The sequence below is a fragment of the Gluconobacter sphaericus NBRC 12467 genome, assembly GCF_006539125.1.
In the GTDB taxonomy this organism is placed as follows: domain Bacteria; phylum Pseudomonadota; class Alphaproteobacteria; order Acetobacterales; family Acetobacteraceae; genus Gluconobacter; species Gluconobacter sphaericus.
On sequence record NZ_BJMK01000010.1, the window covers coordinates 20039 to 45761 of the forward strand.

Consider the following 25723-nt stretch of genomic DNA (forward strand, 5'->3'; position numbering starts at 1 on the left):
TGCGGAAACGCTCAATCAGTGATGATGGTGGCCGCAACTTCCATGATCGTGCTCGTGGTCATGCGCCCCGGCCTCCGACGCGCGGGGAGCAGTCTGGCAGTGATGGCACGCCACCCATTCGGCATCGCCATCCAGATAATGCTCTTTCTTCCAGACAGGCACCCGATGCTTGATCTCGTCGATAATGTAGCGACAGGCCCGGAACGCGGCATCCCGATGCGGTGCCGAGACCCCGATCCAGACGGCAACATCCCCGACCTTCAGGCTACCCGTCCGATGCATGGCCACGGCCTGGCTGATCTCAAAACGCTCCAGCGCCTCGGCTACGATTCGTTCCCCTTCAAGCTGGGCCAGCGCCTCATAGGATTCGTATTCCAGACCATCGACCGGACGACCTTCGTTCCGGTTACGGACCCAGCCTTCAAAGGTGCAGAACCCACCTGCCTCGGCCAGATGCAGATCCTCACGTAACATGCTCAGATCCACGGGCGCGGACGCCATGCGAAAGCGGCTCATCCGCCCGTCACCGGCGGGATAAACACAATATGGTCCCCGTCCTTCAAAACCTGCGTCCAAGGAGCGAAATCGCCGTTGATCGCCACACGAAGTGTCGAGGCCTCGAACGGAAAGGCGTATTTTTCACGCAGTTCCTCGTAAAGGGGTCCCACGGTCGCGAATGCTGTTTCGAGCGATTGCTCCCGTGTTCCAGCCAACTCCCGGAGCTGTGCGAAATATTCCAGTGTCAGGCGAATCATCGGCCCTCCCGGCAGATCCTTCAGGCGCCGGGTCGCATCTTCGCGTTCTTCCGGCGTGTTGATGTTATCGAGTGCGCCACGCTTATGCGGCTCCAGCAGCTTCGTCGGGCTGTTGATCAGCAGCTTACGCGGACAGATGCGCCCACTCGCGACCTGCTGCTCCAGAAGATCAAGCGCTTCCGGCTCCCAGATGGCGCAGAGCGGTTCGGGCAGACCGTCATGTTCGCTGCGATAGGAGACGGCGACATGCTCCCCGTTCCGAGCGGTGATCAGGGTGTCGAGCGTACCGCGATCCAGCATCGGCAGGTCGCAGGCCAGAACCAGCCAGGCCACATCCGGATAAGCCCGATGCGCCGACAACAGCCCCGCCGCCGGTCCATCAGCATCCACCGTATCAACGATCTGCGAAAAGCTGAACCGCAGCGGATCGGACGTCTGACCCGGTCTCACTGAAACAAAACACCGCTCCACCACAGGCGTCAGAACTTCAAACGCCACCTGAAGCTGTGGCTTGCCATGATAGTCGAGTGCGGCCTTGTCCGTTCCCATACGTTTGCTGGCACCACCCGCAAGAATCAGGCCGTAAAGTGGTGTCATGATTCAATCCGCTGGAAGTCGCGCTTGCCGCCGGCCTTGCCCATCAACCGGACCTCACGGATGACCATGTCATGGGACATGGCCTTGCACATGTCGTAGATCGTGAGCGCTGCTACAGAGGCCCCGGTCAGCGCTTCCATTTCTACACCCGTTCGCCCCTTGCACGAGACCCGGCAGTCGATCACCGCTTCATCGCCTTCGACCGTGATGTCCACCCGACAACCACTGAGCGACAGTGGATGACACAACGGAATGAGCTGCGACGTCGACTTCACACCCATGACGCCCGCAATCTGTGCCACCGTCAGCACCGCACCCTTGGCAGTCATGAACCCGGCATCCGACAAGGTCCGCGCCATCTCGGATGGGAAAACCAGACGCGCCTGGGCATGAGCACTGCGTTCGGTCACATTCTTGCCGCTGATATCGACCATGCGCGGGTCTTCGCCGCGCTCATTGACATGAGTGAGCGTCTTCATCGTCTTCGATCTCCCGGTCTGGTCACCGAATTCTGGCCACCGATTTTAGCCACCGATATAGTTCATCTCGATGCGGCGTCGTGCGGGCGCATCCGAAAAGGCGGCCCGCTCTTCACTATACCTGTCCGTCCTCTGGCGCCACACCCCGGCCAGTAGATCCCGCAGGGCTGCGTCCTCCGCATTACTGCGCAGAAGCGTGCGGAGATCAGTCCCTTCCGAGGCAAACAGGCAGGTATAAAGCTGCCCTTCCGATGACAAACGCGCACGAGAGCAGTCTCCGCAGAACGGTGCAGTCACAGAAGAAATGAAGCCGACTTCCCCAGCCCCGTCGCAATAGCGATACCGCTGGGCCACTTCCCCCCGATAATGCGCATCCACGGGCTCAAGCGGCCAGCGAACGTCAATGCGCTCACGCAGTTCACGCGACGGCACCACTTCGGCGCGCTCCCAGTGGTTGCGCGTCCCGACATCCATATATTCGATGAACCGCAGCACAACGCCGCTATACCGGAAGCGTTCGGCCAGAGCCTCGACACCTGCATCGTTCAGACCACGCTGGACGACGGTATTGAGCTTCACACCTCCGGAAAATCCGGACTGTGCGGCGCTGTCGATCGCATCCAGAACCGGCTCAAGCTGTGCCCGGCCTCCGCTCATTCGCGCAAAGACCGCCGGATCGAGACTGTCTAGGCTGACCGTCACGCGGTTCAGCCCGGCCTCTTTAAGATCCCGGACATGTCGCTCCAGCAGAACTCCATTCGTAGTCAGGGCAATGTCTTCCACGCCTTCAATGGACGCCAGACGCGCTATGAGTTCCGGCAGCTTTGGACGCAACAGCGGTTCCCCACCCGTCAGGCGCAGCTTGCGAACACCAAGCGAGACCGCCACCCGTGCCACACGCTCAATCTCATCGAAGCTCAGACGCTCTTTCGGTTCCAGAAAGCGGAAATGCTCGTGATAAGTCGCTTCCGGCATACAGTAGGGGCAGCGGAAATTGCAGCGGTCCATGACGGAAATCCGCAGATCATGCAGCGGACGGCTGAAGCGATCAGTCAGAGCAGGCGTCGGGTTACCAGCCATGAAACATCGCAGCTGTTCCGCGTGACGCCACACCTTCGCCGAACGGCAGTTCTACAAATCCGTCCGTGGAGGCGAGGAAGCTGAAATCCCCGGAGGTCGGCATCGGGCATGGCGTTGCCAGTGCCTGACCTGCCGCGTCGTGACGGATCTTTACTGGCAGGAAACGGGTGAGCGTCGGGATAAGATCAACTTCCGCATCGAGCATGACCATGTAAGGCTCGGGACGACATAGCCCCTGCCCCGCCAGAAGCATGGGCATGACATACCGCACGCCACAGGTCGTGGCGGACACCGGATTTCCCGGCAGACCGAACACGCGCTGTCCTTCAGGGCCGACGCCGAACCAAAGCGGCTTGCCCGGACGCTGCGCCACCTTGTGAAAGACCCGCTCCACCCCGATTTTCGACAGTGCTTTGGGGACATGATCAAATGCCCCCATCGACACACCGCCACTCAGGATCAGGACGTCATGACGCGAGAGCTGTTCGCGCAGGGCCACGACTGTCTCCGCGAGATCATCGGGCACAACGGACCGCTCGATGCAGTTGAACCCGCGTGATAGCAGAGCACCCGTCAGAGCATATTCGTTGGAACGCCGGATTTCCCAGTCCCGCACAGGGGCGCTGACATCTACAAGTTCGTCGCCCGTTGCCACAATCCCGATAGACGGAATCCGCGATACGCTGACCTGCGCATGGCCATTTCCCGCCAGAACCGCAAGCGCGGGGCCATCCAAACGGCACCCAGGGGCTAGAAGCTCCGTTCCCGTCGTACAGTCGGAACCCCGCCGATGGACGAACTGGCCCTTGCACGGCTCGTATCCCTCTTGAAAGCAGATCAGTCGGCCTTCACGAACTAGACGTTCGACCGGAACGACTGTGTCCGCACCTTCAGGCAGCACAGCCCCTGTCATAACTTCGAGGCAGACATGCCCCTCCGGCAATATCTGACCGGGCGCACCGGCCCGCTGGATTCCGTGCGACACCAACGTTGGACCACTACCGTGGCGGAAGGCAATGCCGTCCATCATTACACGGTCATAAGGCGGCTGGGCGCGTTCGGCGCGGATTGTCTGCTGGAGAATACGCCCGGCTGCCATCGTCAGATCAACCGCTTCGGTCCCGACGCTGCCGGCATAATCCAGCACAAGCTCCATGGCCCGTGTAACGCTCAGGAGTTCACTCATTTCCGCTCCGGTCGCTGCCGTGTCTATTCAGCTGACTAAAATGCCGACGATGTATTCTCTGCCGATATAGACCTCATGGTCTACGGATCAACAGTCTGAAGGTGAAAGGGTATGTCATAATCGACTTTAGCGTTACCCTTATGCCACCAAAGAGCATCAGGACCCCTCCATGACGGCCGCGGCACAGTTTTCTCCCCTTCCCCAGTGGCCACTTTATGGCCTGACAGACGACCTGTTTCCCACATTGGAACGCTGGTCCGCCGAAGGGAAACGCGCCGCCTTGGCAACGCTGGTCAGCATCACTGGCTCCTCCCCGCGTCCGCTGGGAAGCGAAATGGCGATCTGCGAGGACGGAGAGGTTCAGGGCTATGTATCCGGCGGCTGCGTGGAAGCGGCCGTGCGCGCAGAGGCGCTGGAGTGCCTGAAAGACGGACAGCCACGGATGCTGGATTATGGCGCGGGCAGTCCAATTCTGGACATCCAGCTCACCTGCGGCGGCCGCATCGGAATTTTCGTGCGAGCAGTGCCAGACCTTCCTGCTCATGTCACAGCTCTCCGGGCGACCCGAGAGAAGCGCAGCCCGATCACGCTCCTGACCGATCTCGACACAGGCCACATGCGGTTCTGCGACGAGACACACCCCACTGGAAACGAGGCCGGTCGCTTCTTTCGCCAGTATCTGCCGCCCCTGCGTCTGATCCTCTCTGGCGGGGATCCCATTACGCTTGCGCTCCTGAGCCTGTCCGGTCTCATGGGACTCGAGACCATCCTGCTTCGGCCTTACGGCCCTCCCGAACTGCCGCCCGGCCTCTCGCCAGCACACTATATCCGCGGCAGTCTGGATGCCGCCCTTTCCACGCTCGTTCTTGATCGATGGACGGCCGTCTACAGCCTGACGCACGACGCTCTTTCGGACCTGACGCTTACGGCCCATGCCCTGAAATCCGAGGCATTCTGCGTCAGCATCCTCGGAAGCCGGCGCAAGATTCCGGGCCGGCTTGAAGCCCTCAGGGCAGCCGGGGTCCCGGAAAATGCATTCAACCGCCTCCACCTGCCGGCGGGACTTGAGATCGGCGCCCGGACCCCAATGGAAATCGCGCTCTCCATCCTGACCCAGATGATCGCGACCCGTCCCCGATGAAACGTCATTCTGCCCTTCTTCTGGCCGCAGGAGGAAGCACCCGCCTCGGCCGCCCCAAACAAATTCTGAACATCAGTGGCGTCCCTCTGGTACGACATGTCGCCCAGCTTCTGCTCGCAACACGACCAGAGCACCTTGTCGTCGTGACTGGCGGCGCTGAAGCCACGATAAAACCAACCCTTGCGGGTCTTGATGTCGTTTTGGTGCAGAATGAAGACTGGCAGACCGGCATGGCGTCATCGCTCAGATGCGGTTATCAAGCGCTCACCGGGAGCAGCCTCCCGCTCCTGATCACTGGCACGGATCAGCCCTGCCTGACCGAACAGCATCTTCATAGTCTGCTGGAACAGGACGCCGGCGGGAAAGATGTCATCACGTCTTATGGCGAAGACGGACAGGGCATTCCGGTACTGCTGAGCCCAACAACACAACAGCGTATTCAGGACCTGCAAGGCGATACCGGCCTGCGACAACTCTGGAAGAACACGCAAACTGCGCCGATCTGCGTCTGCGCACCTGAACTCGGCTTCGATATAGACACGCCGGAACAGCTAGATGCTGCGGTTCGTGCCGGCTGGATCGATCGGGACTGAAAAGCCGAGTTCTTCACGAACCCGGCTGACAGGTATCAGGAAATGCGGTGGATCCAGCCATGGACGTCGTTCGTCCGGCCACCTTGCACATCCGTCAGGGTCTTCTTGAGCTGTTGCGAGACCGGGCCGGGCGTCTTGCCGTCACCAAACACGGCTTCGCCCGTCGGACGCACGAATTTTCCGATCGGAGAAAGAACCGCCGCCGTACCGCAGGCAAAGGCTTCCGTGTACTTGCCTGAAGCTGCCCCCGAAAAAAGCTCGTCGATATCGATCGGCTCTTCCAGCACCTCGATCCCCTGATCGGCCGCAAGCTGGATGAGGCTGTTTCGGGTAATGCCCCGCAGGATAGTGCCACCCAGCGGCGGAGTGACAATCTTGCCGTCTTTACGGACGAACATCACGTTCATGCCGCCCATTTCCTCGACGAAGCGACGCTCACGCGCATCAAGGAACAGGACCTGATCGCAGCCCTTTTCCTTGGCTTCGGCCTGGGCGATCAGGCTGCCGGCATAGTTGCCGCCACACTTGGCTTCACCCGTACCGCCGATCGCAGCCCGCGTATAGTTTTCGGACACCCACACGGATACACAACCGGAACCGAAATAGGCTCCGACCGGACAGGCGATGACAATGAACAGATATTCGTTCGCCGGCTTCACCCCGAGGAAGACTTCATTGGAAATCATGAACGGACGCAGATAGAGGCTCTGCCCCTCTCCCGATGGCACCCAGTCCTGATCCACACGCACCAGTTCATCAACGGCCTGCACGAACAGGTCTTCTGGCAGCTCAGCCATGCCCATGCGGCGAGCAGATTCGGCAAAACGCGCTGCATTGGCCTCGGGGCGGAAGGTAGCGACATGGCCGTCCTTTTCGCGATAGGCCTTCATGCCCTCGAAGATCTCCTGCCCGTAATGCAGGACTGTCGAGGCCGGATCGATGCTCAGAGGGCGGCGCGGTGTGATTTTCGCATCATGCCAGCCCTTGTCCGCGGAATAGCGGATGATGGCCATGTGATCGGTAAAAATACGCCCGAAAGCCAGGTTGGCGAGCAGTTCGGTCCGCTTGATAGGGTCAGTCGGGGTTTCGGTTTTTTCAATGATGAAGGACGTCATGGGAAAATATCTTCCGAAGATTCTGGTCTCAAAAACAGCGCCTGCACTCTGCCATACCTACATCGCGGTGGCGATATAGAAAGTTTGTTTCGTTTTAAATTTATTTATTGAAATTTAAATTCTATTCTATGGTCATTTTCAGTTTTTTATTCAAAATCGGACTCATATCTTCCGAAATCAGCCACAAAAAAAACCCGGCCATTTCTGACCGGGTTTTTCGTCGTTCGGAAAGGCTGAGAAAATCAGCGCTTCGAGAACTGGAAGGAACGACGTGCCTTCGCACGGCCGTACTTCTTACGCTCGACGATACGACTGTCACGCGTCAGGAAGCCAGCAGCCTTCAGGATGCCGCGCAGGCTCGGCTCGTAATACGTCAGTGCACGGGAGATACCGTGACGGACGGCACCAGCCTGACCGGACAGACCACCACCAGCGACCGTGCAGTACACGTCGAACTGGTTGTAGCGATCGGAAATCAGGAACGGCTGCGTGAGGAGCATACGCAGAACCGGACGGGCAAAATACGTCGTGACCGGACGGCCGTTGACGATGATGTCACCCTTGCCAGGCTTGATCCACACGCGGGCCACGGCGTCCTTACGACGACCGGTTGCGTAGGAACGGCCCTGGGCATCACGCTTGACTTCGTGAACCGGGGCAGCGTTGGAGGTAACGGCAGGAGCAACGCTCGCAAGGTCCTGCAGCGTGCCGGTGCGCTCTTGGGTCTCGGACATGATACAGGCCTTACGACTCGTGGGTTACGGTGTTTTTGCGGTTCATCGCAGCAACGTCCAGCTTGACGGGCTTCTGACCGTCATGCGGGTGCTCGGAACCGGCATAGACATACAGGTGCTTCATCTGGGCGCGCTGCAGAGGACCACGGGTGATCATGCGCTCGACGGCCTTTTCAACAACTTCACCCGGGTTCTTGCCCGTGAGACGCTGCGTAATGGTGCGCTCCTTGATACCGCCCGGGTGACCCGTGTGGTAGTGGAACAGCTTCTGGCCAACCTTGTTACCCGTCAGCACAACCTTCTCGGCGTTGATGACGACGATGTTGTCGCCGCAATCAACGTGCGGGGTGAACTGCGGCTTGTGCTTTCCGCGCAGGCGGGTGGCGATGATGGTGGCGAGACGGCCGAGAACGAGCCCTTCGGCGTCGATCAGCACCCAGTTCTTCGTCACCTCCGCTGGCTTCAGCGAACGTGTGGTCTTCATTAGTGACATTCCAGCTTGGGGCACGACCCTCAGGCCGCACCGTGGATGGCGCTTGCAGTAAAAAACGTGCCCGAAAGCACTCTCTTCTACCGACAAAGCGGATCAGGTGGGGCCTTATTGCCGTCTCCGAGGCGCGCGTCAAGCCCCGTTCACACATTGAATTATGGGATTCGTAGGAGTTTTCCGCCATTCTCAGCTATATGGTATCCCATTACCGCAACAAAAACGACGTCTGCATTGCCCCATGTCGCGACAATGGTATCCTGCCCCAACACAGACCGTTCGCGCCCGACGCCTATACGGGGCCGTTTCAGACAGGAACATCAACGTGAAAAGACCCTGGCTCACGGCGAGCCTGATTTCGGTAACGGCCGTGATCGGCATGGCCGGCGTTCACCACGAAGCCCACATGCAGCTGGTCCGTGGCCTTTCAAGCTTCCGCGCCGCGCTCCCTCCCGGAACGACGTTTACTTATGGAAGTGCGCACCCGGCCATTCTCTCGCTGGGCGCAACCCTGACCGACATCACCCTGCGGGATGGCTCACTCACCTTGCGCGCCTCCCGGATGCGGCTGGGCCATCCCCGCCCGACGCCGGATGGTGGCCTCTCCATCCACTCCGTCGAAGTCCGCGAACCATTCCTTCAGACGCCGACACAGATCATCCATGGCAGCACGCTCAGCCTGCGCCAGCTGGTTCTGCCCCCTTCCCGACCCGCAGCGGAAGGCCATTCCCGAATCGATCCGGCACATATTGCCTTGGCACACGGACAGATCGAACAGCTTTCGGTCCAGAACCTTGTCCCGTCGCCCTCACCCGGCCCGATCAATGTGCACAGCCTGTTCTCTGCTCGTCTCACGCTGGACAACTACGGCCCCGCCCTCGTCACGACGCTCCGCGCCGTAGGGTCGACCATCGCATACGAACGGACCATTCACGCCCCTGGTCAGGGGCCACAGCTTGTCAGCGGACAGGCCAGCCTGGAGCGGCTGGACCTGAAGCAGAAGGATCTCGCCGCCCAGGTTGCAGCCCTGTGGGATCACCATCCCCTACCGCCGCACATGCCCCCACCCGAGAGTTTTGCGGCCCGCAATTTCAGACTGAGCATGACATCAGGCACAATCCAGCTCGATGAACTACACGGAACGGGAACGCTGGAAAACCAGACCGCGACCATGACGCAGGACCTGAAGGGCTTTCATTTCCAAAGCAACGAGAAGCTGCCCTTCCCGATCAACGGCGCCGGCTCGACCGCCCATTCTGTTCAGGTCTCGAATCTGGACGATCACACGTCCCAAACCGACGCATTCCTTACGGTTCCGGGTTTCATGACGCTGACGGCCAGTGCCCGAACCGTTCAGACGGATTTTGCGCAAGGCCATTCTTCACCGCAGCAGATGCTCCAGTCAACGGCCCTGCAGAACGTGACCTTGTCGCTGAAGGGCGACAAGCTTCTTGATACCGGTTTCGTCCTCTCCGCCCGGCAGGCCGGGAATGGCATGACGGCGGACCTGCTCCGCCAGCAGGCTGCGCAGGTCCTACAAACAGCCCTTTCCGTCAATCCGGCGCTGAGTGCGATCCCGGATTATATCGCCAATCCAGCTGGCCGCACCCTAACGGTAACCTATACTTCCGAAACGCCCGTCTCCCTTCGGGTCCTCAATGACGCCTTTTCTTCCCCGGCTTCAATGCTGACATTTCTCGCTTCTCCCGACCTGAAAGCTTCCGCGCGATGACGACCGGAAACATCCCAGGCCCCCCATCACCCGCAAAAGGTCCGATCTGCATCATCGGCGCCAGCGGGCGCTCAGGGGCCGCGCTCTGCCGGGTCCTTCTGGCTGAAGGCCAGAAGATCATTGCCGTCGTACGCAGCCAGGGCAACCTCGCGCCCGACATCGCCGAAGCCTGTCAGGCCGTACGGATCGCAGACCTTACGGACAGCGCCACGCTGACTCTGGCGTTCGAAGATGCGGCGGTTATCATCAACACTGCCCATGCACGCCACTTGCCCGCCATTCTGGCTGCTACGAAAGCCCCTATCGTAGCACTGGGCAGCACACGCAAATTCACGCACTGGCCCGACGATCACGGACGGGGTGTTCTCGCGGGCGAAGCGGCCCTCAAGGCCGACGGTCGCCCCTCGATCATCCTTCATCCGACCATGATTTATGGCGCCCAGGGCGAAGACAATGTACAGCGGCTGGCAAAGCTTCTGGAGCGCCTGCCCATCATCCCGCTTCCCGGCGGTGGCCGCGCCCTCGTGCAGCCCATCGACCAGCGCGACGTCACGCGCTGCCTGGTCTCGGCCATACATCTGATCCAGAACGGAAACGTCACGGGGCCGGAGAGCATCGTGATTGCCGGTCCGACAGCGATGGCTTACCGAACATTCGTGCGCATGGTGCTGTATTTCGCGGAGCTTGGCGGCCGTCCCATCGTCTCCCTGCCAGGATGGACGCTCATGGCACTGTCTCATCTAACCCGGCATATCCGCAGACTGCCGCAGATCGCGCCGGAAGAAATCCGCCGCCTTCTGGAAGACAAAAATTTCGATATCGGTCCGATGGAACAGCGTCTGGGCGTCATCCCCGTTCCGCTGGCCAACGGGCTACACCATCTGTTCGGCAGCAGAATGCACCAGAAGCAAGAGCCCTGATCCGCAAAGAATCAGGGCCTCCGGTCCGCATCAGTTTCGGGAATAAACGTCCTCGATCCGGACAATATCGTCTTCGCCCAGGTAAGGCCCGGATTGCACCTCAATGAGGGTCAGCGGAATCCGCCCCGGATTCTCAAGCCGATGCACACAGCCCAGCGGCAGATAGATGCTCTCGTTTTCACGCACCATGATCTGTTCGGCATCACGGGTGACGACTGCCGTGCCGCCCACGACAACCCAGTGCTCGGCGCGATGGAAATGCTTTTGCAGCGAGAGTTTCTGGCCTGGCTCAACCACGATCCGTTTGACCTGGAACCGGTCCGCCTGGATCAGGCTCTCATAGAAGCCCCACGGGCGATACATACGATTATGAGCCACGGCCTCCTTCCGTCCGGCCTTCTTCAGGCGGTTGACCATGTGCTTGACGTCCTGCGCCCGGTCACGATGCGAGACCATGACAGCATCCTGCGTCACGACAACGATCAGATCTTCCACACCGGCGACCGTGGCCACGATTCCGTCCGAACGGACATAACAGTTCCGCGCATCGTCGAGGAAAACATCTCCGAACGTGGCGTTGCCTGCTTCATCCTTGGACGTCAGCTCCCACAGCGCATCCCAGCTTCCGATATCCGACCATCCGAACGTGCCCGGCACCACCGCCGCACGCTTGGTGCGCTCGGCGACGGCATAATCCACGGAGATATCTGGAGCCTGACGGAAGCTCGCATCATCCAGCCGGTCAAAATCCAGATCGCTGTGACGGGCCTGAACGGCCTGTCCAACATACTCATAGATGTCCGGCTCGAACGTCTTGATTTCGGAGAGGAAAACGCTGGCCTGCGTCACAAACATGCCAGAATTCCACAGATACCGGCCATCACGAAAAAAAGCCTCTGCGGTTGCGGTATCAGGCTTTTCAACAAAGCGCGACACTTCATAAACGCCTTCAAGGCCCGAAAGGGGCGCACCGCTTTCGATATAGCCATAGCCCGTCTCGACGCACGTGGGCTTCATTCCGAACGTCACGATCCGTCCTTGGCCTGCTGCTGCAACGGCATGTTCAAGCGCGGAGTAGAGAGCTGCCTCATCGGTAATGGCCGCATCAGCAGCCATGATCCACAGAACGGCGTCTGGATCGGTTTCGGCCACCAGAAACGCGGCCGCAGCGATGGCCGGGGCGGAATTGCGCCCCACGGGCTCGAGGACAATCCGGGCGTTTTCAACCCCAACATCCCGCAGCTGTTCGGCGACGATGAAGCGGTGCTCGGCATTACAGATTACGATTGGATCTGCCAGCCCTGCCCGTGCGCCACGCAGTGCCGTTTCCTGGATCAGGGTATGCTTCGACAGGAGAGGCCAAAACTGCTTGGGGTAGCTGCTGCGCGAAACCGGCCACAGACGGCTGCCTGATCCACCGGAGAGAATGACTGGAACGATCTTCTGGGACATGGGGGGCTTACGCTTTTTCATCCACAAGATGGGGGCCGTATGGCTTCCCCGAATGGCGGGCATCCTACATCAAGGGCGCAACCTTTCCAATTTTGCTTCCAGTCCTATCCCTACCCCCAATAATGAGTGGAACATCAGAAACATTGACTGTCACCATAAGCAGGTTTCCTTATCCCAAGATGGAAATTGGCTTTATCCGTGGAGAAACGAACTCATGAAGCAGAATATTTTCTCTTCCGGTATTCTGCTGGCGCTGCTTGGCTATGCCGCTTTTTCCATCAGCGATGCCTGCTCAAAGGGGCTGTCGGGGCATCTGGACCCATTTGAAGTTGCGTTTTCAGGCGGCGTCTTCGGCTTCATTATCCTGCCTTTCATCCGCTATCCTAACGAACCCTATTCCGACATTTTCGCGACAGCGCGCCCGGGAATGTGGATTCTGCGTGCAGCTTCGACATTCGTCTCGACGGCCGCGAGCGTCATGGCCTTCATGCTGTTACCCATGCCAGAAGCGCTATCGTTGATGTTCCTGATGCCCTTCTTCGTCACCATCATTTCTGTGACGGTCCTCAAGGAAAAGGTCTCGTTCTGGACCTGGCTGTCAGTCGCGGTCGGATTTCTCGGCGTGTTAATCGTATTGCGGCCCGGCGCAAGGACGTTCCATCTGGGCCACGCCTGCGCGATCGTCGCAGCTCTCGCCAATGCCAGCAGCGTCGTAGCCTACCGGCTGGCCGGAAATGGAAGTGCCAGGCTTTCCCTGTTTGGATCAAGCCTGTTCGGCCCACTAATCGGCGACGGACTTCTCATGATCACTCATGCGTCCTGGCCCCATGGCTGGAAGGTCTGGTCAATCCTGTTCGGATACGGCTTTCTCGCAGCGCTGGGGCAGCTTTTCATGATGATGGCCACAGCCGTCGCCCCCGCGAACCGGGTTGCCCTTCCACAATACAGCCAGATGGTCTGGGCAGTTGCATTCAGCTACCTGCTGTTCAAGCAGCCGCTGGACAACTGGACTTTCGTGGGGATCGTGATCGTCACGTCCTCAGGCATGCTGAACTGGATCCGCCAGAAACTACGTTTCGAACGCATGGCTCTGGAAGAACACTGGGGACACAGGCACCAGCAGGCTGATGTCGCAAAGCCTTGAGGACAGTATTCAAATTTTCAGAGAAAAATTGCTGGGGCGAATGACGGGGATCGAACCCGCGACAACCGGTACCACAAACCGGCGCTCTACCAACTGAGCTACATCCGCCACACAGCGACGCATTCTCTAGAGGAAGGTTGGGGCTGTCGTCCAGTCCTTTGACGCAATTTTTTTTACGCCCCGGATTTTTTCGATCACCCCGGTCCGACTCAGACCACAGGAGTAGCCCCGATGACGGTAATCGTGGCGTCCAAGATGTAGCTGGCGTCATCAGTGGCCAGGGAAACATACGTCCCGGCCAGTTCCGTAGGCTGCCCCGGACGCTTCATTGGCGTATTCGCACCAAAGTGTTCAACATGCTCCACATCCATGGCCGCCGGAATCCGCAGCGTCCAGATCGGGTCAAGCGCGCCACCACGTTGGAGCGAGCTCCCTTCTCGCCCAGAAACTGTGCCAGGCCACCGCTAAAGTTCTCGATGGTACCCTTGGTCGCGGAGTAGGCCAGAAGCTTGGGCTAATCGACACTAACCGAAACCTCGCGGCATGTGCGGCGCTGCCAGACGCGGCAGCTGAAAGGCTAAGCCGGCGTTGATGTCGAATGTCTTGTCCCATTCCTCCTCACCGGCATCCGCCAGAGGCGAACGCTCGATCTGGAAGGCCGCGTTCTTCACCAAAGTGTCGATCTGACCAAACTCCGAGACTGTCCGGTCCACAAAAATTCGACGCAGACATCCCCGTCCCCCAGATCTCAGGAACAAGAAGAGCGCGCCGTCCCGCCTTGCGCATCCAAAATTCAGTTTCGCGGGTATCATCCCTTTCCTCGATCAGGAATGACAGGACGGCATTCAGGCCTTCGCGTGCCCCGGCGATCGCAACCGCCCGCCCGATACCGAAATCCCCGCCCGTGATGCCCGCAATCTTTCCGCGCAGGCGGTCATGGCCCACATAGCTCTGCTCACCATAATCGGGCTTCGGCCTCATGAGGGACGTCTGGCCAGGAATATGATTCTGATGCGGGGTGTTGAATGGCGGGGCGGGGCAGTTGGCCGTGACACGCTCAAGATGAAAGAAAGTCTGTTCCGTCCCAACGCAAAGACGTCGCCCGTTATTCCATGCGCGAGTAAAACATCCCTTCCATTCCAGACCTTCAATCCTGAACCGAGCCGGGTTACACTGCACTCCTCATTGCCGCGCCGGGCCGGAATACGTCGCACCCTGTTCACGCCCTACGCTCAAGGATCTTTCATGACTCCCACTCTCTATCGTCGCCAGTGGGCACAGAACCCGCTGCGCGAAGTGCTGGCCGGAATGGTCGGCACCTTTGCCCTCATCCCCGAAGTCATCGCTTTCTCTTATATCGCCGGCGTCTCCCCGGCCGTCTCGCTGTTCGCATCCTTCGTCATTTCGGTCTCGATCGCCATTTTCGGCGGACGCCCAGGCATGATTTCTGGTGCTGCCGGCTCGGTAGCTCTGGTCGCAGCACCGCTGGTTCACGCTCATGGCGTACAGGCGATGCTGCTCGCGACGCTTGTCGCTGGTGTATTGCAGGTCGTGTTTGGTCTGCTGCGTCTTCAGGCCGTCATGCGGTTTGTACCCGCCGAAGTTCGCACGGGCTTCGTTAATGCACTGGCCATCATGATCTTCTCCGCACAGCTGCCACAGATGATGGGCGTGACCTGGCATACCTATGCGCTGATCGCGCTGGGCCTCGTCATCATCTATCTGCTGCCCCGTCTGTCGGACGCCATTCCTTCCCCCCTGATCTGCATCGTCATTCTCACCGCCATCACGATGCTGCATCCTATGCCGGTTCATACAGTTTCGGATCTCGGCGACCTACCGACCGGCCTTCCCAGCCTGACCTTACCGCACATCGCCCTGAACTGGGCGACGTGGTCGGTCGTGCTGCCTTACGCGCTGGCCATGGCTGCCGTGGGCCTGCTGGAATCCATGATGACGGCCGCAGTCGTTGATGACATTACCGATACCCATGGCAACCAGCGCATGGAATGCACGGGTCTCGGCATTTCCAACATTCTCGTTGGCGCATTTGGCGGCATTGCAGGCTGCGGCATGATCGGACAGACCGTTGGCAATCTGCGTTATGGCGGACGCGGACGTCTGTCCACCTTTACCGCTGGCGCATTCCTGCTGGCCCTCATGGTCCTGCTGCATCGCTGGGTCGGGCAGGTTCCGATGGCCGCCCTTGTCGCCATCATGATCATGGTCTCCGCCAGCACGTTCTCCTGGAGCAGCCTGCGCGACCTGACACGTCATCCGCGCCTGTCCAGCCTGACGATGCTCGTCACGGTCGCCGTAGTCGTCATGACCCACGACCTTGCTGCCGGTGTTGCGGTCGGTGTCATGCTCTCGGGTGTATTCTTCGCATGGCATGCCGCAAAGCTCCTGCGCGTTACAGAAGAGCGGTCGGGCGAGACGCTGGCATACCGGGCGTCCGGACAAGTCTTTTTCGCGTCTGCAGATAGCCTGTCTGACGCCATCGACTATCATACCGATGCCAAAACCGTGGTTCTCGACCTCGCCCAGGCCCGCTTCTGGGACATCACCTCGGTACAGGTTCTGGAAAAGATCATCAGCAAGCTCCAGTCCCACGGACATACGGTCGAAGTCACGGGGCTTCATCATGACCAGCATGGCATCATCGCCACGCAGTCTAACGAGAGCCTACTCGCACTGTAAGGCTCAGCGGGATTTGAAATTGTACAACCGTACGGACGCCCTACCTCCATTCATGACCTGGTGGTGTCCCTGAGCAACTTCATCCGCAAGGTTATGAACCTTGAAAGCCGCCCTTCCGGTCTCGTCCTTGCCGAACAGGAGCCTACCCACCCCCTCCTCGAATAGTGGAAACAAAGGTGACGACGTTGGAGGCAGCGGCATGAACATGCAGGGCAAAATGGGCCCGGTCCTGCATCATCCGGAGACGGACAGCCACAGTCTGTAATTCCGTCCAATCTTTAATCTAACCGTAACGTCTCACCCATACTCCTCCCTCCGTACTGACGGTAAGAAGAAGTCATGGAGCCGCTTCAAGAGCCCCCAGAAACTTTAGCGCGCAAAAACCCCCGCGATCATCGCGTGGATGCGCTACGCGGCATCGCCCTGTTGATGATGCTCGTAGATCATGTTCCCGATGATCTACTCAACCGCATCACCATCCGCAATTTCGGTTTTGCGGACGCGGCTGAGATCTTCGTCATGCTGGCGGGCTACGCGTCCTATCTGGCCTATGGGCGCCTGATTGACCGTCAGGGCTGGAAAACCGGCATTCATCGCATTCTTACCCGATGCCTCAGACTGTATCTGTATCAGACCGGCATGACGCTGGTTTTCGTCTGGACTGTACGTAAGTGGCGCCATTACCAGCCCCTGCCCGAATATACGATCGAACCCCAGCTTGCGCATGGCTATAGCTGGCTGTGGCGTATCCTGACCTTCGATGCCCTGCCGAGTTATCTCAACATCCTACCGCTTTATGTCGTGCTGCTGGCGCTGTTCCCAGTGATCTACTGGCTCCTGAGGCACAGTCTATGGCTTCTGGTCACTCTCAGCGTAGCCATATGGGCCATCGCCAATCTTGATCCACATATTACCATCCCCAACTGGCTGGATCCCACTGGCTGGTACCTCAATCCGTTCGGCTGGCAATTTCTGTATATTCTGGGAATTCTGGGCGCCGTCTGGGCCTCGAAAAACAATGGCGATCTGCCCTATCGCCCATGGGCCAAAGGCCTGTGTCTGACCTATCTCGCCGGAGCATTTGTACTGTGTTTCCCATACGAGTACTGGCACGTCCCGTTTCTACGAATTTTCCCAGCCCCGCCTAATACAGGAAAATCCACTCTCGCCATCTGGCGCCTGCTGGACATCATGGCGATCTTTTATCTGGTGCAGTCTTCCAGGGCTCTGCGTCGCATTTCCGCCGACCGGATCGGTCAGAGCCTCGCTTTGCTCGGGAGGAACTCGCTGGAAGTTTTTGCCTGCAGCACGGTCCTGGACCTGCTGGGACGACTAATGTTCGCAAGCTTTGGCATCAATCTGTGGGAGCAGCTTGTGATGAATGTGGTCGGGCTCGGCCTGACCTACGCGCTGGCCATCCCGCTGGACCGCGCCCGTCAGCGGGCCAAAGCGGCCCGCCTGTCTTCGGGCCCGGCACGCCCCGCGCCAGCTCCCGAATAACGGCCTTTGTTCAGCCTGCCTGCTATATGATCCGGTTCGGATGCAACAACTCGAACCGCTCCAAATCCGCCGAGAAAAGACGGACCTGAACGTCCATACCGTCTTCCCGATCCGTGCGCCCGACCACTTCGCCGTGCTGGTAAAGCCAGGCCAGAGCCGCGCCATCCGTAATCGGAAGACGGACATCCACAGATTTCATTGATCGCGTCAGATACTGGTCCAGGATTTCGAACAGATCCGGCACCCCCTCGCCCGTAATGGCCGAGATCGCCACTGCGTTCTCACGCTTTGGCACAGCTTCGACACCACCGACCAGATCGGCCTTGTTCAGCACTTCGATCGTACGGTCCGGCCAGTGCGCATCGAGCATTCCGTCGCGCACCATACCGTCAAGAACGTTGAGCACATCAGCCCGCTGCGCCGCACTGTCGGGATGTGAAATGTCACGGACATGCAGGATCACGTCCGCCTGCGCGACTTCTTCAAGAGTTGCCCGGAAAGCCGCGATCAGCTCTGTCGGCAGTTCACTGATGAACCCCACCGTATCAGACAGGATAACATTACGGCCCGATGGCAGACGCAGCCCGCGCATGGTCGGGTCCAGCGTGGCAAAAAGCTGGTCCTGCGCATGGACGGATGCGCCCGTCAGGGCATTGAACAGCGTGGACTTTCCAGCATTGGTGTAGCCCACAAGGGCGACGACCGGAAACGGCACGCGCTTACGCGATTCACGATGCAATCCACGGGTCCGGCGCACCTGTTCCAGCTCTTTTTTGATCTTGCCGATCCGCTCGGCCAGCATCCGACGGTCCGCTTCCATCTGCGTCTCGCCCGGGCCACCAAGAAAGCCAAAGCCACCGCGCTGACGCTCAAGATGGGTCCACAGCCGCACGAGCCGCGAGCGCTGGTATTCCAGATGAGCGAGTTCGACCTGAAGCACGCCCTCACGGGTCGCCGCACGCGCACCAAAGATATCAAGAATCAGCCCCGTCCGGTCCACTACCTTGCAGCCCAGAGCCTTTTCGAGGTTGCGCTGCTGACCCGGGGACAGACGCGCATCAATGACGACCACATCAACGTTGTCCAGCTTGACCGCCTCAGCCAACTGCTCGACCTGACCGCTTCCCAGCAGGGTCGCCGGGCGACGCGCACGCAACAGAATGGCCGCCTGTCGTACCACGACCAACCCGATCGACGCCGTCAGACCAACCGCTTCCTCAAGCCGCGCATCAGCCGCGCGGATTTCCTCCTGCGGCCCCGACTTTTCCCAAGGCAGGATGACGGCCGCACGGGTTGCGGGTTTTTGGGTGTCAAAACCGCTCAAAGTTCTTCTTCCACAAAATGGGACATCGTCGCCACCGGCATGATCGTGCTGACGGCGTGTTTGTAGACAAGCTGCACATGGCCATCACGACGGAGCAGCAGGGTATGCGCATCAGACTGAGCAACGATGCCCTGAAGCTTCACACCGTTAACCAGAAAGACGGTCACGGACGCTTCGGTTCTGCGCAAATGATCGAGGAAAACCTCCTGCACGGCACGGGAGCCGGCAGAAGAGGAAGGTTCTGAAGTCACGCTGTTAACAGTCGAGAGAAGGAAAGGAAAAAAAACGGTTCGACATCTCAGCCATTCACCGGCGTGGAAGGTGCAGCATTGCGATCTTCATTCGTCGTCACCCCAAGCTGTTTGAGCTTACGGTGCAGTGCACTGCGCTCCATGCAAACAAAGCTGGCCGTCCGGCTGATATTGCCGCCAAACCGCATGAGCTGCACCTGCAGATACTGCGTTTCGAACAGATCCCGTGCCTCACGCAGCGGCAGGCTCATGACATCTGCTCCAGAAGTGAGGCGCGTCATTGACGGTGCCCCCTGGCTGATGGTGGCCGGCAGCATATCTGCCCGGATCGGATCGTTCCCCGTCCCCGGCATCATGATCAGCAGCCGCTCCATCAGATTGCGCAATTCACGCACATTGCCCGGCCATTCATAGGATTGCAGGGCGGCAAGCGCATCCACGGAGAGTTCCCGAACCGGAAGACCGGAAGACTGAGCGCAACGCTCCAGGAAGTGCCGAGCCAGACCTGGAATGTCCTCGCGCCGTTCGCGCAGGGACGGAATGCGCAGAGGAACAACCGCAAGGCGGTAATACAGGTCCTCGCGAAACCGATGCGCGGCGATTTCGGACTGGAGATCCCGGTTGGTAGTGGCGATGACGCGGATATCCACCTTCACCCGCGTATTACCGCCCAGACGCTCGAATGTCTGATCCTGAAGCGCACGCACGATCTTGCCCTGCGTTTCAGGCGGCATGTCGGCGACCTCGTCCAGCAGCAGTGTGCCACGATGGGCACGCTCCAGCACGCCGCGGCGCATCGGCTGCCCCCCCTCCCCCTCAAGGCCGAAAAGCTCTTCCTCAAAGCGGTTGGGCGCCAGTGTGGCACAGTTCAAAGCGATGAACGGCCCTTCCGCACGACGAGAGCGCGCATGAATCATGCGAGCTGCAACCTCCTTGCCCGATCCGGCCGGACCACTGATCAACACACGGGAATTAGTGGGGGCGACACGCTCAATCTGGGCGCGAACGCCTGAAATGACGGCGCCGTCTCCCGACAGCGTCGTTTCCGGACCGGCCCGCAGACGCAGTTCCGCATTTTCCCGCCGCAGACGCGCGGCTTCCAGCGCACGCCGCACTACGACCAGAAGCCGGTCCGACTGGAACGGCTTCTCGATGAAGTCATAGGCCCCGAGCTTTAGGCTGGACACCGCCGTCTCGATGGTCCCGTGCCCAGAAATCATCAGTGTCGGCAGGCCCGGCTCCTCGGTCTGAAAGATCTTGAGGAGTTCGATCCCGTCCAGCCGGGATCCCTGAAGCCAGATATCCAGAATCGCCAGCGACGGACAATGCGCACGGAAAAGTTCGAGCGCCTGATCCGAATTGGCCGCCGTCCGTGTCTTATAGCCCTCGTCGTTCAGAATACCCTCGATAAGAAACCGGATATCCGGCTCGTCATCGACGATCAGGATCTCATGTTCCATCTGCTGTCCTCCTGGTCTGAGGGTCTGTTCCACCCGGGCCATGGCTCTCCTGCTCCCATAACGGTAGAGACAGGGTCACGCGCGTTCCCCGCTGCCCGGGCGACGCGCCACGGGACTGGTCTGGTTCCCGATCAGTGAGCTGAAGCATCCCGGAATGGTCCTCCATGATCTTCTTGACGATCGCAAGGCCGAGGCCGGTGCCCTTCGCCTTGTGGGTTACATATGGCTCGGTCAGCCGGTGGCGTTCCACCGTCGGCAGGCCGATCCCGTCATCTTCTATGTCTAGCAGGACATGCCCGCCGCGAATGTGCAAGCCCACCACAATGTGTCCAATTGGCTGCACTGACTGTCCAGAAGCATTTTCTCCCGGTTTTCCGCGGCCTGCCATGCTAATGGCATCAGCTGCATTCTGTAGCAGATTTGTCAGGGCCTGCCCGATTAGCCGCCGATCGCAACGCACAATCGGCCCTGAGGGCGGCAGTCCGGTCGTCTCGAACACAATTTCGGGATGAGCGTTCCGCTGGAGCACCAGCGCCTCACGGCACAGGCGCGAAAAGTCTTCCGGCTGCATGACGGGCTGCGGCATCCGTGCAAAGGCGGAAAACTCATCCACCATGCGCCCGATATCTCCAACCTGTCGCACGATCGTATCCACAAGCTGGGTATAAGTCTCGGGGTCGGAGTGAATTTCCTTAAGGAAGCGCCGTTTGAGACGTTCTGCCGCAAGCTGGATCGGAGTCAGCGGATTTTTGATTTCATGCGCCACACGCCGTGCCACATCCGCCCAGGCCGCCTTGCGCTGTGCGGATTGAAGATCCGTGATGTCATCGAAGGTCACAACATATCCCGCAACGTCCTGCCCCCGCAGCTCCGCCACGACCCGCACGAGAAGCGTCCGCCCTGCCCCGGCCCCGGCACCCTCGCCTGGCCCACCCGGACGCTGCGCACCTTCCGTGTCCACCTGGATTTCCGCCGTATGAACGCGTTCCGGCGCCATACGGGCGGCTTCCAGAAGGCCCGAGAACTCCGGCACCCGATCCGTCAGCTTCATCCCAATGGCTGGCTGAAGATTGCGCTGGAGCACGCTGGACGCCGCACGGTTCGGCAGTTCGATGACCTGCATCCGGTCCAGCCCGATCACACCGGCCGATACACCGGCCAGCACGGTCTCGGTAAAGCGCCGCCGCTCGTTGATCTGGTCATAAGCCTGCATCAGCTCGGAGCGCTGACTTTCAAGCTGATCCGTCATGCTATTGAAGGCACGGGACAGGCCCGTCACTTCATCGTCCTTGTCCTGCCCCGCATCGTCGGGGACGGGCACCCGCACCCCCAGATCGCCCTTAGAGATCCGCTGGGCCGCCAGAATGAGCAGTCCGAGCGGGTTGGCGATACGATTGGCCAGCGCCAGCCCGGTCAACATTCCGACAGCCAGAACCAGCAGACCCATCAGGGCGAAAATGACCGCAAACAAGACCTGCGTCTTGCCGCGATTGGTGATCAGCCGCTGGTAATCCGCCACCAGCGTATCCGTGCGACGCATGTGTTCCACGACATCCGGGTCAACCGGACGCGTTATAACCAGCATGAGACCGGAATTACCGCCCAGTGCGACCACGGCGCGCACCCTGCGCTGGTCCGGACGGTCAAGAATCACGGCTTCGCCGTGTCGTGCCAGTTCCAGCACGGATTTGGGTGGCAATGGCGGTGCAGTCGTCATGTCTGCATCGCTGCCCAGCAACCCGCCCACCGCCAGAACCTTGTAGGTCAGCGGGTCGAACACCTCTGCATCCGTCAGGCCGCGCTCGGTAACTTCATCGTCCAGAAACTCCTGAAGACGTGCGGGATCGTGAAAAAGGTCAGTCCCACGGGAAAAAAGCTCGTCGTTCTGGACGGTAATGAGCGTATTGGCGAGGGCGAAGGCTTCAGTCCGGGCGTTGTCGTTATGCTCCTGCAGATAACCAACCGCGACCGAACGGGCTTCGTTCAGCGCATTATTCACACGGTTGGAGAACCAGATTTCCACGCCATAATGGAAGAACAGCGTCGCCACTGCCCCCACCACGATGGTCGGGGCAACCGCCACGATGCCGAAGAGCGTAATAAGTCGCACATGCAGCCGCGCACCGGCCAGGCCGAGCCTGCGTTCGGCCAACATCCGCCCGATCTGAACCACCGCCGCTGCCGCAATCAGCATGAGCATGATGAAGTCGAGCAGGAAAACGATCGCCTGCACCTGCGGACGATGCGCCAGAGACATGCCCCCCGACAGCACGACGAACGTCGCAAAAGCGAGCACCAGCGCCATAACCGTCAGAAGAACCGCCCCATTGGCACTGGTCAGCCTTGCAAACAGGCGCCTCAGGGAAGGAAGTCTCACTCGTCGATACCTTTAGGGATCGTAATGCCCAGTTCGCGGATGCGCTTGCGCAAGGTATTGCGGTTTACACCCAGAATGGCGGCAGCGCGCAACTGGTTACCGCAGGTCCGCCGCAGGACCATCGTGATCAGCGGCCGCTCGACCTCGCCCACCACACAGGCATGCAGATCGCCCGCCCCGTTTTCCAGATCGCCTTCAAGATATTCAGCCAGCGGTCGTTCCAGGGCTCGCCCCAGCCCGCGAGGACGCGCTGTGCCCGTACCTGCCGCCAGACGACAGACCGCACTTATCCGCTCAGGACCCAGACGCTGTGCGGCGGGCAGTGCCGACAACCAGCGATGCAGGCCGGCAGATAGCCCTCCCTGCCGAAGCAGAAGAACAGGATCATGCCGACTTCCCGCAATCACACGCAGATCCGTGCCCTCCTGTGCAAGCCATTCCATGAACCGATCCTGCATCAGGGGACACAGACAGTCGATCTCGTCCAGCAGCAGGGTTCCGCCCTGCGCCTGCCGGATCCAACCCGCCTCACCATTTCCGAAAAGAGCCGCTTCACGAAGCGCGCGCGGCGTCGCGGTCAGGGCAGCAATCACGAACGGATTCTGTGCACGTGGGCTATGACTGTGAAGCCGCCGGGCAACGTCCTGCCGATCCAGGCGGGACGCGCCGTACAGGAAAACCGGATGGCAGCCTTGCTCGACCAGATCTGAAGTAGACTGCTCCGTCATGGCTGACACGGACGGGCCGGACCACTCACGCCCTCAGGCCGCTTCACGCGTGCCGTCGCGGCTCAGACTCCCCGTCGGGCCGGCCTCACGGTTGCGCACGACACCAGCATCGATATGCCGGTCATAGAACGCAGTCAGCAGCGCGATAGCCTCGGCTGCACTCTCGACACCATTGATGGTAGAGCGGAACGTCGCCGATCCCGGCAGCCCGGCAGAATACCAGGATACATGTTTACGGGCGAGACGCAGGCCCGGCCGTTCGCCGAAATGATCGAGCATCATCCGGTAATGCCGCAGGGCAATTTCCTTTTCAGTCGCCAGATCCGGGTCCGGCACATCTTCACCGGTCCGCAGGGACTGCGCGACCTGTGCCGTAAACCAGGGTCGTCCATAACAGCCACGCCCGATCATGACGCCATCGGCCTGCGACTGGTGCAGCGCCTCACGCGCGTCGCGGATGCTATTGATATCGCCATTGACGATGACAGGCAGTGAAACTGCGTCCTTCACCGTTTTAACGAAACGCCAATCCGCCGTACCATTATAGAACATCTGCCGGGTACGGCCGTGAACCGTCACAAGCCTAATGCCGCTCTCTTCCGCGATCTTCGCCAGACGCGGTGCATTAAGCGAATTATGGTCCCACCCCATGCGCATTTTGAGCGTGACCGGCACATTCACGGCCCGCGCTGTCGCTGCGAGCAGTTTTCCAGCCAGAACCTCGTCCCGCATCAACGCAGAACCAGCCATCTGCCCAATCGCAACCTTCTTTACCGGGCAGCCGAAATTGATGTCGATGAGGTTCGCGCCCCCATCCACCGAAATCTTTGCCGCCTGCGCCATGGCCTCAGGATCACATCCGGCAAGCTGAACCGCATTGGGCCCGCGCTCGGCCATCCGTGCCATGCGCATGGTGTTTTCATTCTCGCGGATCATCGCCCAGGAGGCGATCATTTCCGACACGACGAGCCCTGCCCCAAGATCACGGGCAAGCTGCCGAAACGGCAGATCCGTAACCCCCGAAAGCGGAGCAAGGATCACCGGATCCTCGATCACTACGCCCTGCCCCAGGTCGATGGGTTTCAGAGCACGGTTCGGGGGTGCTGCAACAGGAGTATCAGAGGCGGCGGAAAGAGCGGAAGCAGTCATGGCAGGATCAATTTAGCGGCCCGTCTCCGCAAGCGCAAACGCTCCTTTGCACGCAGCTTCCACCATTCTTTACGAAGAAGAGCTTACCGCACATTACGACCAGTGGCGGAACACGTATCCATTAACACGGGCGCTCCGAAAAACCGCAGCACATACCCAACCGCACAGGGGTGAAGTTCGAGGACTGCACGCGCATGGTCTTTCTCGACGAAACCGAAAAGTTCAACTGCACCGTTCCCGACTTCCTGAAGAGGTGATCCCAAGACGAGCGGGCTAAGCGTCAGTGCGAACCTTCTTCGGGAGCGCGATGGTCCCCAAACCTGACGCCCGCGTCAAACGTCTTAACCAAGGTCTGAAAACACTCGCGCCTCATGTTCCCGGCAGCGTCTTCGTGCCCAATATCGACGCGCCACAAAAGGGCAGCATACGCCAGACCATGGACGAAACAATGCGTTCCACTTCATAAAATGCTGCAGGCAACATGGGACGCAGGCTTTCGGGGGACCAGACCGGCAAGGCCTGACGTCACTCTGTCGGGCCGATTTCCTCGCGGTGCCGTTTCAGACCATCCTGCGTGATAACAAAACGTCCGTCATTACGCAGTTCCGACAGTCCGAGCCGTTCCAGTCGCTCAAGACAAGGCTGGTCCCTCAGCCCTGTCGGTCGCCCCGTCGACGCGCACAATAACAGCCGGTGCAGCGTCGAGCGGCAGCACGTCTCCAGATAAGGCTCATCGTAGAATTCAGCAGCGGATGCATCGGACATGTGTTCGCGTCTATCGCGTCCCTGCGCCACCGCCAAGACAAAACGCCATCAGAT

General features: G+C 59.8%; 26 protein-coding genes and 1 tRNA gene. 7 read left to right on the top strand and 20 right to left on the bottom strand.

Annotated elements, in window-relative coordinates; translation table 11 throughout:
- Positions 1-15: 15 nt before the first annotated feature.
- Genes GSP01_RS08430 through GSP01_RS08450 form a run of 5 tightly spaced genes read right to left on the bottom strand, consistent with a single transcriptional unit; the run spans position 16 to position 4097 of the window.
- Positions 16-516: a molybdenum cofactor biosynthesis protein MoaE gene (locus GSP01_RS08430; RefSeq protein WP_141352635.1), complete on the bottom strand. Its 501-nt coding sequence runs from the start codon at positions 514-516 to the stop codon at positions 16-18.
- On the bottom strand, positions 513-1352 hold the full coding sequence (locus tag GSP01_RS08435; RefSeq protein WP_141352637.1) for an NTP transferase domain-containing protein: 840 nt from the start codon (positions 1350-1352) through the stop codon (positions 513-515). The genes GSP01_RS08430 and GSP01_RS08435 overlap by 4 nt, the downstream gene beginning before the upstream one ends.
- Positions 1349-1831, bottom strand: a complete 483-nt coding sequence (gene moaC, locus GSP01_RS08440) for a cyclic pyranopterin monophosphate synthase MoaC (protein WP_141352639.1) — start codon at positions 1829-1831, stop codon at positions 1349-1351. Before moaC ends, GSP01_RS08435 begins: the two co-directional genes overlap by 4 nt.
- A 45-nt stretch (positions 1832-1876) precedes the next feature.
- Positions 1877-2911, bottom strand: a complete 1035-nt coding sequence (gene moaA / locus GSP01_RS08445; RefSeq protein WP_141352641.1) for a GTP 3',8-cyclase MoaA — start codon at positions 2909-2911, stop codon at positions 1877-1879.
- Complete coding sequence (locus tag GSP01_RS08450) at positions 2901-4097, bottom strand: molybdopterin molybdotransferase MoeA (protein WP_141352643.1); 1197 nt, start codon at positions 4095-4097, stop codon at positions 2901-2903. Before GSP01_RS08450 ends, moaA begins: the two co-directional genes overlap by 11 nt.
- 169 nt (positions 4098-4266) lie before the next feature.
- Between GSP01_RS08450 and GSP01_RS08455 the strand changes: the two genes are divergently transcribed.
- Both GSP01_RS08455 and GSP01_RS08460 read left to right on the top strand, forming a co-directional pair.
- Positions 4267-5238, top strand: coding sequence for an XdhC family protein (locus GSP01_RS08455; RefSeq protein ID WP_141352645.1), 972 nt, complete (start codon positions 4267-4269; stop codon positions 5236-5238).
- Complete coding sequence (locus GSP01_RS08460) at positions 5235-5831, top strand: nucleotidyltransferase family protein (RefSeq protein ID WP_141352647.1); 597 nt, start codon at positions 5235-5237, stop codon at positions 5829-5831. Before GSP01_RS08455 ends, GSP01_RS08460 begins: the two co-directional genes overlap by 4 nt.
- Before the next feature lie 35 nt (positions 5832-5866).
- Here GSP01_RS08460 and GSP01_RS08465 read toward each other — a convergent pair whose 3' ends face one another.
- From GSP01_RS08465 to rplM, 3 genes are all read right to left on the bottom strand, one after another.
- Positions 5867-6946: a branched-chain amino acid aminotransferase gene (locus GSP01_RS08465; RefSeq protein ID WP_141352649.1), complete on the bottom strand. Its 1080-nt coding sequence runs from the start codon at positions 6944-6946 to the stop codon at positions 5867-5869.
- Between the two features lie 242 nt (positions 6947-7188).
- Positions 7189-7680: a 30S ribosomal protein S9 gene (gene rpsI / locus GSP01_RS08470; protein ID WP_062028979.1), complete on the bottom strand. Its 492-nt coding sequence runs from the start codon at positions 7678-7680 to the stop codon at positions 7189-7191.
- Positions 7681-7690: 10 nt separating this feature from the next.
- A complete protein-coding gene (rplM, locus tag GSP01_RS08475; RefSeq protein ID WP_011252036.1) occupies positions 7691-8164 on the bottom strand; it encodes a 50S ribosomal protein L13 in 474 nt (157 codons plus the stop codon).
- Between the two features lie 328 nt (positions 8165-8492).
- Between rplM and GSP01_RS08480 the strand changes: the two genes are divergently transcribed.
- The gene (locus tag GSP01_RS08480; RefSeq protein ID WP_141352651.1) at positions 8493-9899 is read left to right on the top strand and encodes a hypothetical protein; all 1407 of its coding nucleotides are present in this window, start codon (positions 8493-8495) and stop codon (positions 9897-9899) included.
- On the top strand, positions 9896-10819 hold the full coding sequence (locus GSP01_RS08485) for an SDR family oxidoreductase (RefSeq protein ID WP_141352653.1): 924 nt from the start codon (positions 9896-9898) through the stop codon (positions 10817-10819). Before GSP01_RS08480 ends, GSP01_RS08485 begins: the two co-directional genes overlap by 4 nt.
- A 30-nt stretch (positions 10820-10849) precedes the next feature.
- Here GSP01_RS08485 and GSP01_RS08490 read toward each other — a convergent pair whose 3' ends face one another.
- Complete coding sequence (locus GSP01_RS08490) at positions 10850-12271, bottom strand: mannose-1-phosphate guanylyltransferase/mannose-6-phosphate isomerase (RefSeq protein WP_141352654.1); 1422 nt, start codon at positions 12269-12271, stop codon at positions 10850-10852.
- Between the two features lie 214 nt (positions 12272-12485).
- Here GSP01_RS08490 and GSP01_RS08495 point away from each other — a divergent pair, with 214 nt between their 5' ends.
- Positions 12486-13415 carry a DMT family transporter gene (locus GSP01_RS08495; protein WP_141352657.1) on the top strand — a complete coding sequence of 310 codons (930 nt, stop codon included), beginning with the start codon at positions 12486-12488 and terminating at the stop codon, positions 13413-13415.
- 32 nt (positions 13416-13447) lie between these two features.
- Here GSP01_RS08495 and GSP01_RS08500 read toward each other — a convergent pair.
- From GSP01_RS08500 to GSP01_RS15175, 4 genes are all read right to left on the bottom strand, one after another.
- A tRNA-His gene (locus GSP01_RS08500) sits at positions 13448-13523 on the bottom strand.
- Between the two features lie 101 nt (positions 13524-13624).
- Positions 13625-13786, bottom strand: a complete 162-nt coding sequence (locus GSP01_RS15165) for a hypothetical protein (protein ID WP_228123840.1) — start codon at positions 13784-13786, stop codon at positions 13625-13627.
- 153 nt (positions 13787-13939) lie between these two features.
- Positions 13940-14086 (bottom strand): hypothetical protein, encoded by a 147-nt coding sequence (locus GSP01_RS15170; RefSeq protein WP_255320884.1) that lies wholly within the window; start codon positions 14084-14086, stop codon positions 13940-13942.
- The gene (locus GSP01_RS15175) at positions 14034-14396 is read right to left on the bottom strand and encodes a Rossmann-fold NAD(P)-binding domain-containing protein (protein ID WP_228123857.1); all 363 of its coding nucleotides are present in this window, start codon (positions 14394-14396) and stop codon (positions 14034-14036) included. The genes GSP01_RS15170 and GSP01_RS15175 overlap by 53 nt, the downstream gene beginning before the upstream one ends.
- A gap of 264 nt (positions 14397-14660) precedes the next feature.
- Between GSP01_RS15175 and GSP01_RS08510 the strand changes: the two genes are divergently transcribed.
- Positions 14661-16115 carry a SulP family inorganic anion transporter gene (locus GSP01_RS08510; RefSeq protein ID WP_141352659.1) on the top strand — a complete coding sequence of 485 codons (1455 nt, stop codon included), beginning with the start codon at positions 14661-14663 and terminating at the stop codon, positions 16113-16115.
- 339 nt (positions 16116-16454) lie between these two features.
- Positions 16455-17615 carry an OpgC family protein gene (locus tag GSP01_RS08515; RefSeq protein ID WP_141352661.1) on the top strand — a complete coding sequence of 387 codons (1161 nt, stop codon included), beginning with the start codon at positions 16455-16457 and terminating at the stop codon, positions 17613-17615.
- 22 nt (positions 17616-17637) lie between these two features.
- Here the strand turns inward: GSP01_RS08515 and hflX are convergent, their stop codons facing one another.
- The 7 genes from hflX to GSP01_RS08560 form a co-directional block, all read right to left on the bottom strand.
- The gene (gene hflX, locus GSP01_RS08520; protein WP_141352663.1) at positions 17638-18939 is read right to left on the bottom strand and encodes a GTPase HflX; all 1302 of its coding nucleotides are present in this window, start codon (positions 18937-18939) and stop codon (positions 17638-17640) included.
- Positions 18936-19190 (bottom strand): RNA chaperone Hfq, encoded by a 255-nt coding sequence (hfq, locus tag GSP01_RS08525; protein WP_141352665.1) that lies wholly within the window; start codon positions 19188-19190, stop codon positions 18936-18938. Before hfq ends, hflX begins: the two co-directional genes overlap by 4 nt.
- 47 nt (positions 19191-19237) lie before the next feature.
- The gene (gene ntrX / locus GSP01_RS08530; protein ID WP_141352668.1) at positions 19238-20650 is read right to left on the bottom strand and encodes a nitrogen assimilation response regulator NtrX; all 1413 of its coding nucleotides are present in this window, start codon (positions 20648-20650) and stop codon (positions 19238-19240) included.
- Positions 20640-23027 carry a sensor histidine kinase NtrY-like gene (locus GSP01_RS08535; RefSeq protein WP_141352670.1) on the bottom strand — a complete coding sequence of 796 codons (2388 nt, stop codon included), beginning with the start codon at positions 23025-23027 and terminating at the stop codon, positions 20640-20642. The genes ntrX and GSP01_RS08535 overlap by 11 nt, the downstream gene beginning before the upstream one ends.
- Positions 23024-23755, bottom strand: a complete 732-nt coding sequence (locus tag GSP01_RS08540; protein ID WP_141352700.1) for a sigma 54-interacting transcriptional regulator — start codon at positions 23753-23755, stop codon at positions 23024-23026. The genes GSP01_RS08535 and GSP01_RS08540 overlap by 4 nt, the downstream gene beginning before the upstream one ends.
- Before the next feature lie 33 nt (positions 23756-23788).
- Positions 23789-24904 (bottom strand): tRNA dihydrouridine synthase DusB, encoded by a 1116-nt coding sequence (dusB, locus tag GSP01_RS08545; RefSeq protein WP_141352672.1) that lies wholly within the window; start codon positions 24902-24904, stop codon positions 23789-23791.
- A gap of 525 nt (positions 24905-25429) precedes the next feature.
- Positions 25430-25669, bottom strand: a complete 240-nt coding sequence (locus GSP01_RS08560; RefSeq protein ID WP_141352674.1) for a hypothetical protein — start codon at positions 25667-25669, stop codon at positions 25430-25432.
- Between the last annotated feature and the right edge of the window lie 54 nt (positions 25670-25723).